The sequence below is a fragment of the Hyphomicrobium sp. genome (assembly GCF_035548195.1).
Lineage (GTDB): Bacteria > Pseudomonadota > Alphaproteobacteria > Rhizobiales > Hyphomicrobiaceae > Hyphomicrobium_B.
In genome coordinates this window covers 82,172-96,103 of sequence record NZ_DASZTY010000037.1, presented here as the reverse complement: position 1 = coordinate 96,103, position 13,932 = coordinate 82,172, and the positions used below count along the sequence as shown (strand labels likewise).

The window sequence follows — 13,932 nt, the reverse complement described above, 5'->3', positions numbered from 1 at the left end:
CCCCGGAGTTTTCCCGACCATGGCAACGGCCAAAAACAGAAGCGCCGCCAAAGCGGACGTTCAGGAGGTGCCGCAAGGTCCCGATCGCTTTTACAACCGCGAGCTATCCTGGCTGCAATTCAATCGCCGCGTGCTTGAGGAAGCATCAAACGAGCAGCATCCGCTGCTAGAGCGCCTGCGCTTTCTGTCGATCGCTGCCGCTAACCTCGATGAATTCTATATGGTTCGCGCCGCGGGCGTTTACGGACAGGTCCGAGCCGGAATCACGACGCTGTCGCAGGATGGCCTGACGCCGATGCAGCAGCTTGCGGCCATCAATAAGTTTGCCGCGAAACTCGTGGCTGATGAGCAAGCGCTGTGGCAGGCGATTAAGAAAGATCTTGCGGGGGCCGGATTATCGGTGCTGCAAGCTGACGAGCTGAACGAATCCGAGCGCAATTGGCTGGAACGGCTTTTTCTGACTCATATCTTTCCGATCCTGACACCGATTGCCGCCGATCCGGCGCATCCGTTCCCTTTCGTTCCGAACCGGGCGATGACGATCGTCGTTGAACTGGTGCGGCCCAGCGACGGGAAAGCCATGAACGGCCTCATCCCGATACCTGGCCAACTCGAACGCTTCATACGGCTCGAAGTCGATCCCGCGAAACCGAAGGACATTCGATTCGTCCGTCTCGAAAGCGCCATCGGCCTTTTCATCGGCGAATTGTTCTCCGGATTCGACATCAAGAGCCAGGGCGCGTTCCGCGTTTTGCGCGACAGCGACATCGAACTTCAGGAAGAAGCCGAAGATCTCGTTCGATCCTACGAAAGCCAGTTGAAGCGGCGTCGCCGCGGCAACGTCATTCGTCTCGAAATCGAGGCGCGCATGCCCGAGCGGCTGAGAAAGTTTGTCGTCGAAGAACTCGAAGTTCGAGACGAAAGCGTTTTCGTAAAAGACGGCATTTTGGCGCTTGCCGATACCTCGCAGCTCATTATTGCCGATCGTCCGGATCTGATGTTCAAGCCGTTTCCCATTCGGTTTCCGGAGCGTATTCGCGAGTTCAGCGGCGATTGCTTTGCGGCCGTGCGCAAGAAGGACATTGTCGTCCATCATCCCTACGAGAGTTTCGACGTCGTCGTACAATATTTGCGTCAGGCGGTCGCCGATCCGAATGTTATGGCGATCAAATGGACGCTTTATAGAACGTCACGCGACAGTCCGATCATCCAGGCGTTGAAAGAAGCGGTTGAAGCCGGCAAGTCCGTTACAGCTGTCGTCGAATTGAAGGCGCGCTTCGACGAAGCCGCTAACATTCGCTGGGCGCGCGATCTCGAAAGCGCGGGCGTGCATGTCGTCTATGGTTTCACAGAACTCAAAACGCATGCCAAGCTTGGATTGATCGTTCGCCGCGAAGGCAGCGAGCTGACGACCTACTGCCATATAGGGACTGGCAACTACCACCCGCAGACGGCGCGCGTTTATACCGACCTCTCCCTCTTCACAACTGATCCGATGATCGCGCGGGACATCACGCGCATTCTGAACTTTGTGACGGGATACGGTGAGCCGATCGAGCTCGAATGCATGGCGGCAAGCCCGCATGGTATTCGCAATCGCATTATGACGCACATTGCGGAAGAAATACGTAATGCCAAGGCGGGCAAGCCCTCCGGCATTTGGTGGAAAATGAATGCGCTCGTTGATGCGCAGATCATCTCGGCGCTTTACGATGCAAGCGCCGCGGGGGTTCCGATCGACCTTATCGTCAGGGGCGTTTGCTGTCTGAGACCCGGCATCCCCGGTCTTTCAAGCAACATCCGTGTAAAGAGTATCGTCGGTCGCTTTCTGGAGCATGCGCGCATCTATTGTTTCGCAAACGGGGAGGCCTTGCCTTCACCCAACGCTGCCGTCTACATCAGTTCCGCCGATATGATGCCACGCAATCTCGACCGCCGGGTCGAGGCAATGGCGCCGGTGAAGAACCCGACGGTGCACGAGCAGGTACTCAATCAGATCATGGTTGCGAACTTGAGGGATAATCAGCAGAGCTGGCGGATCAATTCCGACGGCAGCGCGACCCGCATTCAGCCGGGCGCCGGAGAGGAAGCCTTCAACGCTCATAAATACTTCATGACCAATCCCTCGCTTTCAGGCCGTGGACAATCTCTCAAGGAGAGTTTTCCTCTGCGCTTTCGCAAGCCGGGCTAAAGCTGAGGCCCGATCTTGACCCGCTGGAAGGAAATCTCGGGTGCCAACGAACGCACCACGGAAATGGAGCCCATCGGCGTCATCGATATTGGCTCCAACTCCGTGCGGCTTGTCGTCTACGAGGGGGCAGTTCGCGCGCTGACCCCCGTTTTCAACGAGAAGGTACTCTGCGGATTGGGACGATCCGTGGCGACGACAGGGAGCCTCGGACCAGAGTCCGTCGAGCGCGCCCTGGAGGCGCTCGCACGTTTTCGGGTTATCGCGCATATTCTAAGCGTCAAAAACATACAGGTCATCGCAACGGCAGCCGTCCGCGACGCAAAGGACGGCCAGGATTTCATCGATGAAGGCGAACGCATTCTCGGGCAGCCGATAGAGGTTCTGTCCGGAGAAAAGGAAGCCAGGCTAGCAGCCCAAGGCATCATGATGGGCTTCGTCGATGATGATGGCATCGCTGGCGATCTTGGCGGCGGCAGCCTGGAACTTGTCGACCTCGCCCGCGACCGGCTGAAGGAAGCGGCGACATTGCCGCTCGGCGGTCTTCGTCTCATCGACACGACCGGTAACAAAATCGAACGTGCGCCGGCCATCATAGATGGCGCTCTGGCAAGCCTGCCGTGGTTGAGCAATGGGTCCGGCCGGACATTCTATGCTGTCGGGGGCACGTGGCGTGCGCTTGCCAAACTCCACATGGATCAGATCCGCTATCCGTTGCATGTCATGCAAGGCTACAAACTCTCGGCACGCGAAGCTCTTGACCTGTGCGAGCAGTTCCGCAAGGCAAAGAAATTGTCGGATATCCCGAACGTAGGCAGCGTCGCACGCGCTCGGCGGGAAGTGCTTCCATTCGGTGCTTTGGTCCTTGAGCGGCTCATAAAGCAGATGCAGCCGCGGCAGATCGTGTTTTCGGTCTTCGGCATTCGCGAGGGCCTCATCTACGGGTTATTGCCGCCACACGAGCAGATGCGTGACCCGCTTCTGAGCTTCTGCGAGGATTATGCGACATTGCGTGCCCGTTCCGTCGAGCATGCCTGGGAGCTATGCCGCTGGACCGATCGGATCTTCGCCGACCCCGCACTTGAGGAGACACAGGAAGAGCGGCGCTTGCGTTACGCAGCCTGTCTTCTGTCCGATGTGGGCTGGCGCGCTCATCCCGATTATCGTGGCGAGCAAAGCGTCAATACTATTGCACATGCCGGTCTTGGGGGCGTCGACCACCAGGGCCGCATTTTTTTGGCGCTCTCTGTATTTCATCGTCACGAGACATCAGACGGCAACGGCGAGCAGCTCTCGGAACGCCTGCGCAGCCTTGTAAGTAAGCGGGTCCAGCGCCGAGCCCGAATCATAGGAGCCGCGCTACGCGCCGCGCACATGCTGTCCATCGGAATGGCCGGGATCATCGACCAGACACCATTGACGCACGAGGATGGAATGCTTGTCTTGTCCATACCTCCGCCCTATGCCGCTCTGGACGGGGAAAGGCTGCGCCGCCGATTTGCTGTCCTTGCGGAGCTTGTCGGCAAAAAACCCAAAATTAGAATTAGTGGGTAAAACGGACGGGACGCCTCGCTTGCGACGCAAGAATTTCTGATAAGGTGCAGGCGCAAGCTCGCAGGAAAAGACAGCCTCCATGGCGGAAGACCTCTACGAAATATTGGGCGTTTCACGACGCGCGACCGACGAGGAAATCCGCAGCGCATTTCGCAAATTAGCGAAGGCGAATCATCCGGACGTCAATCCCGGCAATACTGCGGCCGCCGAGCGGTTCAAGAAAATCACCGCGGCCAACGATATTCTGAGCGACCCGCAAAAGCGCCGTCAATACGATGCAGGCGAAATCGACGCCAAAGGCGACCCCCGCCGGACCTACTGGAGCCATGCCGGAGCCGGGGCGCGCCGTGGCCCGCAAGCCGCCCGAGGTGCAGCCGGAACCTTCGAGGATTTTAGTTTTTCGGATATTTTTTCCGACGTCTTCGGCGGTAGCGGCGGCGGCGGACGACGCGATGGCTATGGGTTCGCTGCGAGAGGACAGGATCTTCGATACTCGCTGGAAGTCGACTTCCTCGAAGCCGTCCTCGGCGCAAAAAAGCGTGTCACCCTGCCCGACGGCGGCGTGCTCGACCTGACGGTTCCCGAAGGGGTGACGGACGGGCAAGTGCTCCGCCTCAAGGGCAAGGGCACGCTCGGAACGTTCGGGTCAGACGCAGGCGACGCCCTTATCGAGATCAAGGTGCGCCCCCACGCCGAGTACAGGCGCGAGGGCGACGACATAATCCTCGAACTGCCCATCACCATTGACGAAGCGGTGCTCGGCGGACGCGTCGAAGTTCCGACGCCCACGGGGCGCGTGCAGCTTACGATTCCGAAAGGCACGAGTTCCGGCAAAACATTCCGCCTCAAGGGCAAGGGCGTCCGCACGAAATCGGGCACGGGCGATCAGCTCGTTACCGTCAAAATCGTTTTGCCCAACGATATCGACGAAAGCCTGTCTTACTTTTTTTCCGAGTGGCGTCAGAAGCATGGCTACGATCCGGGGCGCAAATAGCCGCGATTGGTGGCCGGCCCGCGGAACGCGATTCGCCAATCGCAATTATAAAAGCCCCTTTATCGTGCAGCTGGAACGGCTCTGACCTCGCCGCCGACGAGCGTCAAGGCAAGCTCGCCTCGCTTGAGCTTTAACGCCGCTTCTCCGAAAAGAGTTCGGCGCCAGCCCTGCAACGCAAGAATGTCTGCATCATCGGACGTCGCGAGCTGCTCTAAATCATCGCTGTCAGCGATGATACGCGGCGCGACGCCGTGCTCGGCCGCCGCAGCTTTCAAAAGGACCTTGAGAAGTTCGAGCGTCGCACTTGCTTCCGCAGACAATGCTTCGTTACGCTCGATTTTCGGCAGCGTCTTGGGGTCGCGCGCCAGCCCCGTCTTGACGGCTTCAAGAATTTCTTTGGCTCGCTGAGATCGCGCGAAGCCATCGGAAAGCGTCCGTAACTGGCCAAGAGCTTCCGTCGTCGCTGGGATTTGATTGGCGATATCATAAAGCGCGTCATCACGGAGAACGCGTCCGCGCGGAACGTCGAGCGTCTGCGCGAGCCGTTCGCGCCAGGCCGCAAGTTCGACAAGGACAGCCAAAGACTTCCGCCCTTTGACACGGAGTTTCAGGCGCTGCCAAGCATTCTCAGGGGACGTGTCGTAAGTTGCAGGGTTGGTGAGGACTGCCATCTCTTCCTGGAGCCACGGCGTACGACCCGTCTTCTCCAGCATCTGCCGCAGGTAGTCGTAGACATTCCTGAGGTAGGTCACGTCGGCGAGGGCGTAAGTGAGCTGCTTTGACGAGAGTGGCCGTCGGCTCCAATCAGTAAAGCGCGAACTCTTATCGAGATCCGTGCCCGTCGTCTTCTTGACGAGATTGACGTAGCTGATGCTATCACCGAAGCCGCAGACCATCGCCGCGACCTGCGTATCGACCACCGGCGTCGGCACAATCCCGGCTTTCAAAAAGATGATTTCGATGTCTTGCCGAGCGGCGTGAAAAACCTTGACAGTCGAGGTATCAGCCATCAGCCGGTAAAACGGCGCGAGGTCGATACCAGGTGCCAACGGGTCGACGATCGCTTCGGCCTCAGGACCGGCGAGCTGGATTAGGCACAGCAAGGGCCAGAACGTCTGCTCGCGCAGAAATTCGGTATCGACAGCCACATAGTCGCTTTTGCTGAGCGTTTCGCAAAGTGCGGTCAGCTCCGCCGTGGTGGTAATAGTCTGCATTAGGGCACGCCTATAGCGTATCGATTTTCTGTTGTCGCCATCAGCTTGGTCGCGGCTACCCTGCCCGTGATTCGTGGCCCGAGGCGAGATGGACTGACGGACGGGCAGCCGGTGCATAGAGTGGTTCTGGCCGCTGTCCGCTGGCCGCCACCGGTTCGAGCCTGCCAGCCGGCCCAACCTTGACTTTCGTCCGCCCCCATGCGCTTTTCCGCGGCGATTTCCACCCATATCGAGCAAAGGGTTTTCCGGCCATGGCCGAGGCTAAGCTGCATCGTTACCGGTCTCATACCTGTGGCGCGCTTCGCAAAAGCGATGTCGGCGCCCATGTGAGGCTTTCGGGCTGGGTGCACCGCGTTCGCGATCATGGCGGCGTGCTATTCATAGATTTACGTGACCACTACGGCGTGACCCAGGTCGTCGCCGATCCCGACAGCCCCGCTTTCAAGGCGGCCGAAACCGTCCGTTCCGAATGGGTTATAAGGATCGATGGCAAGGTCCGCGACCGTCCGGCGGGCACGGTTAACACCGATCTTCCGACCGGCGAGGTCGAGCTTTACGCCACGGAGATCGAAGTCCTCTCGGCGGCGAAAGAGCTCCCTGTTCCGGTTTTTGGCGAGCCGGAATATCCCGAAGATCTGCGTCTGCAATATCGCTTCCTCGATCTCCGCCGCGAGACGCTCCACGGCACCATCATGAAGCGGTTAGACATTACGCGCGCCATCCGCCGTCGCATGCATGAGGCAGGCTTCAATGAATTTCCAACCCCGATCCTGACCGCATCGAGCCCAGAAGGCGCTCGTGACTTCCTCGTGCCGAGCCGCATCCACGCGGGCAAGTTCTACGCGCTTCCCCAGGCGCCGCAGCAATACAAGCAATTGTTGATGGTCTCGGGCTTCGATCGCTATTTCCAGATCGCGCCATGCTTCCGCGACGAAGATCCGCGTGCGGATCGCTTGCCGGGCGAGTTCTATCAGCTCGACGTCGAAATGAGTTTCGTCGAGCAGGAAGACGTGTTCTCGACGATGGAGCCCGTCATCACGGGGCTCTTCGAGGAGTTCGCCGACGGCAAGCCCGTGACGAAGAATTGGCCGCGCATTCCCTACGACATCGCGATTGCCAAATATGGTTCGGATAAACCCGACCTACGCAACCCGATCGAAATGCAGGACGTCACCGAGCATTTCCGGGGTTCGGGCTTCAAAGTCTTCGCGGGGATGATCGAGAAAGACCCGAAGGTCCGCGTCTGGGCGATACCTGCCCCGACGGGAGGCTCGCGCGCATTCTGCGATCGCATGAACTCGTGGGCGCAGGGCGAAGGCCAGCCGGGCCTCGGCTATATCTTCTGGCGTGACGGCGAAAACGGCGGAGCAGGTCCAGTCGCAAAAAACATCGGACCGGAGCGTGCGGGCGCCATCAAATCGCAACTCGGTTTGAAAGACGGGGATGCCGTTTTCTTCACCGCAGGTAATCCAGCGAATTTTTACAAATTTGCGGGCGCAGCGCGAGACCGCGTCGGCCAGGAGCTGAAGCTGATCAAGGAAGATCAATTCGCGCTCGCCTGGATCGTCGATTTCCCATTCTATGAATGGAACGAGGACGAAAAGAAAATCGACTTCTCGCACAATCCGTTCTCGATGCCGCAAGGCGGCGGCGAAGCACTCGATGCAGCCGCGACGGATGAAGATCGGCTGAAGATCAAGGCCTACCAGTACGACATTGTCTGCAACGGCTATGAAATTGCTTCGGGCGGTATCCGCAATCACAAACCCGACGTGATGATCAAGGCATTCGGCATCGCAGGCTTAGGGCCGGAAGTCGTCGAGCAACGCTTCGGCGGCTTATTCCGAGCGTTCCAGTACGGCGCACCGCCGCACGGTGGCATGGCGGCTGGCATCGAGCGCATCGTAATGCTGCTGACGGGTGGAACGACAGTGCGCGAAGTTGCGCTGTTCCCGATGAATCAGCAGGCTGCCGATTTGTTGATGGGTGCACCAAGCGAAGTTTCGCCAAAACAATTACGTGAGCTATCGATCCGTGTTGTCGCACCCGATAAGAAAGCGTAAACGGCGCCGACGACAAGCATCGCAAGACCCAAGTCGCTAGCCATGAAAGAAGGCGCCCCTCAACAAGGGCGCCAAGTTCGCGACGGTGTAACCGGCAGCGTGCGCCGCCGCCAAAATTGTCTGGACGAATCCGATCAATCGATCGCAGGCTCGCCTTGTGGTAAGAGAACAGCCACAGACATTATTTTTCCGTCCTTCATGGCTGTGCCCACCCAGCGACCTTCGGGATCGCGGGCCAACGTCGAGACGTGGGTAAAGCCATTATGCATAAGCTGCATTCGGATCTGCTGGCTCATCGCCACGCTATCCAATAGGCGGTCGAGAGCGGCATCCTTTTTAGTGCTGAACGACGTGGTAGCTGCCATCGCGGGGACGGCGAAAGCAATACTGGCAAGCGCGCCAAAAGTGAATGTGCGGATCATTTCAAACTCCATCTTATTCAGACGTGGATCACCTATCTTCCCTTTAGGTAGGTAGATAGAGCGTCCCGCGCCAAACACTTCAGCGTGCGAAAATCGGTTTGAGGTGTGAGGTGGCGTGCGCGATAAGTGAAAAGCATGACGGAATGGAAAGGCGTCGCGCGACCTATCGCGCGGCCAAATGAGACTGGCGCATGACAAACGGTCGGATTACGAACCTTTGTCCTTGGTTATTCAGTGAGACAACTGCCGATGAGACTTTTGATCCTCGGTGCCGGTGCGACGGGTGGATACTTCGGCGGCCTGCTGGCAAATGCAGGCGCGGACGTAACGTTTCTCGTCAGACCCAAGCGGCGTGATCAGCTTGTCCGAGACGGCCTTACGATCGAAAGCCGGGATCTAAGCATAGCAACACCTGTTAAAGCGATCACGCGAGAGGAGATCGCGAATCCTTACGATGCCGTTATCTTGAGTTCAAAAGCCTACGATTTGGCCGATGCGATCGACACGATCCGTCCTGCCGTCGGCGAAAAGACTCTTATCCTTCCGCTGCTCAACGGCATGCGTCATCTCGACAATCTTGATGACGCATTTGGAAAGCAACGCGTTCTGGGCGGTACCTGCCATATCAGCGTCGTTCTTGAACCTGACGGAAAAATACGCCACCTTAGCCCCTTCGCCTCATTGACTGCCGGACCGAGATTTGCACCGCAAGAGAAAGATGCAAAACGCCTTCATGGCGAGCTTGCACGCGGCGGTTTTGACGCGCGCTATTCCGAGAATATTATCGGGGCGATGTGGGAGAAATGGGTCCTGCTGGCAACGCTTGCGGGATCAACGTGTCTCATGCGTGCCTCGATTGGTGAAATTGTCCGCGCCGGTGGCGCGCAACTGATATCTGACATGCTTGATGAATGTTGCGCGATTGCAAAGGCTAGCGGATATCCGCCCACCTCAGCCGCGGACTCAGGCGCACGCACGACGCTGACCGACCCCAACTCGAATATATCCGCTTCGATGCGGCGCGATATCGAGCGGGGTAACAGGATCGAAGCCGATCACATTGTCGGCGATCTGATTAGCCGTGGCCGCGAGCTGGGTGTCCCTTCCCCTATGCTCGACGTCGCTTATTTGCATTTACAGGCATATCAAAATAGATCCCTTTAAAAATCCGGACTGCAATAATTGCGCGAACGACCGAACATTACCGGGCGTTAATCCGTATCTACGTGCCCCCGTCTTGTCTTTGACCTTCAAAAGCAGGAAAACCCGAAGCTGGATAACGGAGGCTGCAAACATGCTTCGCTCGATCATATGTGCCGTTTGCCTTTTGCTTTCCGTGCCGCTCGCGGCTTCGGCGCGGACGCCGGATCATGCTGCCGAATGGAACGGCGCCGAGATCAACTGGCGCGATGTTCGTTCTGGCATCTATGAGGCATCACAAACCGGCCGCCCTGTCATAATGGTTTTTCACGCTACCTGGTGCTCGGCTTGCAAACGGTTTCGCAAAGTCTTCAATGATCCCGCCATCGTCGCAGCATCGAGAGACTTCGTGATGATTCTCGTCGATGCAGACGCCGAGAAAGGAATAAATGGCGCCTTCTCTCCGGACGGCACCTATGTGCCGCGAACGCTTTTCATCGACTCCGACGGCGACGTATCCGACAAGCTCGTCGGCTCCGATTCGCAGTATCCCCATTCGTTAAGCGTCGATAATCCCAAAGAGCTGCTGGCGCTGATGAAGAAGGCGCACGATGTCTTCAAGATGGACCGCGTCGCGTCGCCTCCGCCGCCGGGAGAAAACCGGACCTGAATTTTTTCTTGTCGCTCATGCCACGCCAGTTGGCCGCCCTCAGCGAGCCACACCGTGTTGCGCTCGCGACTCCAACCCGGCATAAGGGCATCGCGCGGACGTGGTGGAACCGGTAGACACACAGGACTTAAAATCCTGAGACGGTAACGTCGTGAGGGTTCGAGTCCCTCCGTCCGCACCAAACGATTTGCCGAGAAGAAAACCCATTTAATCTACGGATGATCGTTATGTGCGAAAGCTCGGAGTTCGCGCGCACCTTACGATCTAAGCCAACGCCGCCGCGGACATAAGCTTATATCCCGCGTGAGCAGTCCGGAGGCAATGCGCACCGATGGTGGCAAATGCGGCACGCTTTCCAATTTTTTCGCTGTTTATCCTGCCTTGCGACGGACCGGTTCTGTCGCCGGAGGCAAACCTCATTTAATTTCCCGACCTGGATTTATATTTGGAGGGGCAAATGCGGTCCTTGAAACTCAGCTTAGCCGCGGCAGCGGTAATCTGCGCACTTTCTACGGCGGCTCAGGCTGATTGCAGAAAGGTCGCTGCGGTTGGTCAAGCTGTGACTCACGATATCGCCTACCTCTTCTCGACACACGGCCTTGCGAACGTCATCTACGGGCAGGGACGCGTGGGCAAAGGCCCGGTCCATACGAAGTGCAATGACGGCTCGGGCACGACGACGTGTCACTCCACGCAAATGGCATGCAAAGTGACGACACCTAAAACCTGCTTCGGCGCTTGGCTTTGCCTCCCCATGTGAGGCGGCCGTGTCGGATATAAGATAAGCGCGCGTCTCATTGTAGCGCGGCAGGCAGGGAATGGCTCGGCATCGTCATCGACACGCACTCTAAATCGAACTGAAGTCATCCCGCCCACGGCAACAGTCGTCGCAATCGGTGGCGAGCTTCAGGCCTCTCGCTCGAGTTTGAAACGTAACTAGCCGATGACGCGCGTGGCGCCATCGAAGACGGCTCCGCCCGCGGATCAACCTGCGAGCGCGTCGCGCTCCTTGAGCAGCGCCGCCAGTTGTGCTTCCTGCTGCGCAATCCGCTCGGACGTCAGGCTATCGTCGGCCGCGCCGGAGAAGGCGGCAGCCTGTTCGACGAGTTCACGGAGGTTGTCGCGGATCAAAGCGATCCGCTTGTCGAGTTCGATGAGATCGGCAGAGTCAGCCATGGGATGTCCTGAATGTTACGTGTGGGTAGCCGTCAGCTCAGTACGTTCCACTTCTTGAGCCAAGCCGTCGCTTCTTGCCAAGCATCCTCGGCGGCATCCTTATTATAGCTAGGGCGGTAATCGGCGTGAAAGCCGTGTCCCGCACCAGGATAAATCTTGAACTCTGCGGTCTTTCCTGCAGCCGCAAGCGCAGCTTTCATTCGAGCCACCTGAGCCGGCGTAATGCCTTGATCTTCGGCGCCATAGAGCCCGAGCACCGGTGCTTTCATCTGGGAAGCCAACTCTAGCGGACTTCTCGGCCAGATCGACTTCTGTGCTGCGGGATCGATTAACGAGCCGTAAAATGATACGCCTGCTTTGACGTCGTCGCTCGTAGCGCAATATTCCCAAACCGTACGGCCGCCGCGGCAAAATCCGATAATGCCAATTCGAGTTTTGTCCCCGCCCTGGCTCTCGGCCCAGCGGACAGTGGCATCGAGATCGGACAAGAGTTCCGCATCGGGCTTGGAGTTCACGAGGGGCATCAGTTTGCTGATTTCGCCGATCTCCGCCAAGTTGCCTTGACGAAAATAATAGTCTGGAGCGACAGCGAGCGCGCCGAGCTTGGCAATTCTTCGCGCAACATCCTTGATGTATTCGTGCAGCCCGAAAATTTCCATCGCGACCAATACGATCGGTGGGTTGGGGGCGTCGGTGGGACGAGCGAAATATGCGGGCATCTCGCCGCCTGAAACCTTGATCTGCGTGCTTCCCGCGTCAAGACCTGAAGTGTCGGTTTTGATTGCCCCCGCGCGTACCGGTCCGGCAGCCAGCGTATATCCGGCAGCGGCCGCCGCGGAAGCGCTCATGAACCCGCGTCGGGAGAGGGGCGGCGTCTTGGTCAGCCCGGAGATATCGGGCGCAATCCGGGGAGAGGTGCTCATGTCTTTGCTTCCCTTCCTTCCACGCGGCGGCGGGCAAGCGCTGTTCTGGAACGCCGGGAGACGTTAGCGCAGCGAACAGGACATGTCAGTGACGGAATGAGTTCCAATCGCGAATAGAAAAAGGCGGCAGATCTTCCGATCGACCGCCTGGACAAATCGAAATTCCCACGTTCCTATTTTTTCACGCAGCTTTTCGTTTTCTTGTCCCACTTCATGTCTTTTGCTTTTTTGCAAGCGGCTTTGGTCTTGGGAGCGTCGGCAGCGTAAGCAACCATCGGAGCCGAGACGGCGAACAAGACGCCGGTGAGAATTACGCCGCGCACGATCTTCGAAATCATCTGAATTTCTCCTTCACGTATCCCCGGCATGAAATTCCCAGGGGCTCCGCTAAATACCGTGCGACCATCGTGAGTTTCTTACGGCGCCCATACTTTTCGGTAAGGTGGCTTTCGCATGGGAAGAATTTTGAAATGCCGAAATTCAGCAAATCCGTGCACGCGAAATGCTCAGCAGGCAGAGCGGTTATGGCCACAGCGGAGTGACACATTTGAATCTGAGGGATTTATGCGCGCATAAGTCCCTCGATGGGCGCGCCGTCGGGTGCGTGGGGACGATTGTTGCGTCGGGAAGCTTCGTCTAAGAGATTGATTTTGAAGCGCCGGACCGTTTCCAGCTCCGGAATCTGTAAACTAGGGGAACAATAAGCAAAATGAAGCTCGTTCGATTTGGTGCGCCCGGCACCGAGAGGCCCGGCATCCTGGACCGGGACGGAAATATTCGCGATCTTTCGGAACATATCCCGGACCTGTCGGGTGAGCATTTGGCGCCTGCGGCATTGGCTAAGCTTGCAGCAACCGATCCCGCATCGTTGCCCAAGGCGCCCGCCAACGTTCGTTTAGGCCCGCCCGTTGCCGATACGCACAACTTCATCGCCATCGGCCTCAACTATGCTGATCATGCCAAAGAAACGGGTCAGGAAATTCCGACCGAACCCATCCTCTTCAACAAAGCGACGACCTCGATTTGCGGCCCCAATGACGACGTAATGATCCCGAGAAATTCGCGACATACCGATTGGGAATGCGAGATCGCGTTCGTGATCGGCGCTCGTGCGCGTTACGTCGAAGCAAAGGATTGGGCGAAATACATCGCGGGCTACTGCATCTGTAACGATGTTTCCGAACGCAGCTTTCAAAGCAAGCGCGGCGGACAATGGGTAAAAGGCAAATCGGCGGAGACGTTCGGTCCGATAGGTCCCTGGCTCGTGACGCCGGACGAAATCGCGGACGTTGATAATCTGGCGATGTCGCTCGACGTCAACGGCGTGCGTAAGCAGACCGGATCGACCTCAACGATGATCTTCAAGATTCCCGATCTGCTCGCTTATGTAACCGAATTTATGGTTCTAGAACCGGGCGACATCATCACGACTGGAACGCCGCCTGGCGTTGGCACGGCGCGCAAGCCGAAGGAGTTTCTCAATCCTGGCGACGTGATGGAGCTCAAAATCGAAGGTCTTGGGACGCAGCGTCAAAAGGTCGTCGCATTCACTCCGTGAGAGGGCGATATCGCGCGGCTCCTCCATGCC

At 57.9% G+C, this 13,932-nt stretch carries 13 protein-coding genes and 1 tRNA gene; 9 read left to right on the top strand and 5 right to left on the bottom strand.

Going from position 1 to position 13,932, the window contains the following annotated elements; all coding sequences use genetic code 11:
- The first annotated feature begins 19 nt into the window (after positions 1 to 19).
- From VHB22_RS15525 to VHB22_RS15515, 3 genes are all read left to right on the top strand, one after another.
- A complete protein-coding gene (locus VHB22_RS15525) occupies positions 20 to 2,191 on the top strand; it encodes an RNA degradosome polyphosphate kinase (RefSeq protein ID WP_325457892.1) in 2,172 nt (723 codons plus the stop codon).
- A gap of 15 nt (positions 2,192 to 2,206) precedes the next feature.
- The gene (locus VHB22_RS15520) at positions 2,207 to 3,742 is read left to right on the top strand and encodes a Ppx/GppA family phosphatase (protein WP_325457891.1); all 1,536 of its coding nucleotides are present in this window, start codon (positions 2,207 to 2,209) and stop codon (positions 3,740 to 3,742) included.
- A 79-nt stretch (positions 3,743 to 3,821) separates the two neighbouring features.
- Positions 3,822 to 4,736, top strand: a complete 915-nt coding sequence (locus tag VHB22_RS15515; RefSeq protein WP_325457890.1) for a J domain-containing protein — start codon at positions 3,822 to 3,824, stop codon at positions 4,734 to 4,736.
- Positions 4,737 to 4,795: 59 nt separating this feature from the next.
- On the opposite strand, the gene rnd is transcribed toward VHB22_RS15515, so the two are convergent.
- Positions 4,796 to 5,950, bottom strand: coding sequence for a ribonuclease D (gene rnd / locus VHB22_RS15510; RefSeq protein ID WP_325457889.1), 1,155 nt, complete (start codon positions 5,948 to 5,950; stop codon positions 4,796 to 4,798).
- Positions 5,951 to 6,216: 266 nt separating this feature from the next.
- Between rnd and aspS the strand changes: the two genes are divergently transcribed.
- A complete protein-coding gene (gene aspS / locus VHB22_RS15505) occupies positions 6,217 to 8,013 on the top strand; it encodes an aspartate--tRNA ligase (RefSeq protein ID WP_325458003.1) in 1,797 nt (598 codons plus the stop codon).
- Positions 8,014 to 8,147: 134 nt separating this feature from the next.
- On the opposite strand, the gene VHB22_RS15500 is transcribed toward aspS, so the two are convergent.
- Positions 8,148 to 8,435, bottom strand: coding sequence for a hypothetical protein (locus tag VHB22_RS15500; RefSeq protein WP_325457888.1), 288 nt, complete (start codon positions 8,433 to 8,435; stop codon positions 8,148 to 8,150).
- A gap of 249 nt (positions 8,436 to 8,684) precedes the next feature.
- Between VHB22_RS15500 and panE the strand changes: the two genes are divergently transcribed.
- The 4 genes from panE (at position 8,685) to VHB22_RS15480 (ending at position 11,005) form a co-directional block, all read left to right on the top strand.
- Complete coding sequence (gene panE / locus VHB22_RS15495; protein WP_325457887.1) at positions 8,685 to 9,599, top strand: 2-dehydropantoate 2-reductase; 915 nt, start codon at positions 8,685 to 8,687, stop codon at positions 9,597 to 9,599.
- Positions 9,600 to 9,729: 130 nt separating this feature from the next.
- Positions 9,730 to 10,245: a thioredoxin family protein gene (locus VHB22_RS15490; RefSeq protein ID WP_325457886.1), complete on the top strand. Its 516-nt coding sequence runs from the start codon at positions 9,730 to 9,732 to the stop codon at positions 10,243 to 10,245.
- 94 nt (positions 10,246 to 10,339) lie between these two features.
- Positions 10,340 to 10,426, top strand: a tRNA-Leu gene (locus VHB22_RS15485).
- 276 nt (positions 10,427 to 10,702) lie between these two features.
- The gene (locus VHB22_RS15480) at positions 10,703 to 11,005 is read left to right on the top strand and encodes a hypothetical protein (protein ID WP_325457885.1); all 303 of its coding nucleotides are present in this window, start codon (positions 10,703 to 10,705) and stop codon (positions 11,003 to 11,005) included.
- Between the two features lie 224 nt (positions 11,006 to 11,229).
- Here the strand turns inward: VHB22_RS15480 and VHB22_RS15475 are convergent, their stop codons facing one another.
- From VHB22_RS15475 to VHB22_RS15465, 3 genes are all read right to left on the bottom strand, one after another.
- On the bottom strand, positions 11,230 to 11,421 hold the full coding sequence (locus VHB22_RS15475; RefSeq protein WP_325457884.1) for a hypothetical protein: 192 nt from the start codon (positions 11,419 to 11,421) through the stop codon (positions 11,230 to 11,232).
- A 32-nt stretch (positions 11,422 to 11,453) separates the two neighbouring features.
- A complete protein-coding gene (locus VHB22_RS15470) occupies positions 11,454 to 12,344 on the bottom strand; it encodes a dienelactone hydrolase family protein (RefSeq protein WP_325457883.1) in 891 nt (296 codons plus the stop codon).
- 173 nt (positions 12,345 to 12,517) lie between these two features.
- On the bottom strand, positions 12,518 to 12,682 hold the full coding sequence (locus tag VHB22_RS15465; RefSeq protein ID WP_325457882.1) for a hypothetical protein: 165 nt from the start codon (positions 12,680 to 12,682) through the stop codon (positions 12,518 to 12,520).
- A 371-nt stretch (positions 12,683 to 13,053) separates the two neighbouring features.
- Here VHB22_RS15465 and VHB22_RS15460 point away from each other — a divergent pair, with 371 nt between their 5' ends.
- A complete protein-coding gene (locus VHB22_RS15460; protein WP_325457881.1) occupies positions 13,054 to 13,902 on the top strand; it encodes a fumarylacetoacetate hydrolase family protein in 849 nt (282 codons plus the stop codon).
- The last annotated feature ends 30 nt before the right edge of the window (positions 13,903 to 13,932 follow it).